The organism is Nocardia niigatensis NBRC 100131 (genome assembly GCF_000308655.1).
GTDB lineage: Bacteria > Actinomycetota > Actinomycetes > Mycobacteriales > Mycobacteriaceae > Nocardia > Nocardia niigatensis.
Window position 1 is genome coordinate 1 of sequence record NZ_BAGC01000030.1, and the last position, 556, is coordinate 556.

At 60.8% G+C, this 556-nt stretch carries 1 protein-coding gene; it reads right to left on the minus strand.

Translation table 11 applies throughout. From position 1 onward, the window contains the following. Window positions 1–556: ABC transporter ATP-binding protein (locus tag ON33_RS08165; RefSeq protein WP_040857160.1), on the minus strand; the 556-nt coding region annotated here is incomplete at both ends.

Below are 556 nucleotides of genomic sequence, written 5' to 3' on the forward strand. Positions count from 1 at the left end.
ACATACCGATCGGGCCCTGCATGCGGCCGTTGAGGAACTGCTTGACCACCGGCTCCTCCGAGGTCAACAGCACCTCACGGGGACCGAACATGACCAGGTTGCGGCGGAACAGCATGCCGATGTTGTCCGGCACCGTACGAGCCAGGTTGATGTTGTGCGTGACGATCAGGATCGTCGCGTCGATCTGCGCGTTGATATCGATCAACAGCTGCGAAAGATAGGTGGTACGAACCGGGTCCAGACCGGAGTCGGGCTCGTCGACCAGGATGATCTGCGGGTCCAGCACCAGCGCGCGAGCCAGGCCGGCACGCTTGCGCATACCACCGGAGATCTCACCGGGCAGCTTGCCCTCGGCGCCGAGCAGACCGGTCAGCTCGAGCTTCTCCATGACGATCTTCTTGATCTCGGATTCGCTCTTCTTGGTGTGCTCGCGCAACGGGAAGGCCGTGTTGTCGAACAGATTCATCGACCCGAACAGCGCGCCGTCCTGGAACAGCACACCGAACAGCTTGCGAATCTCGTACAGATCCTTGTTGGAACAGGTGGTGATGTCGGT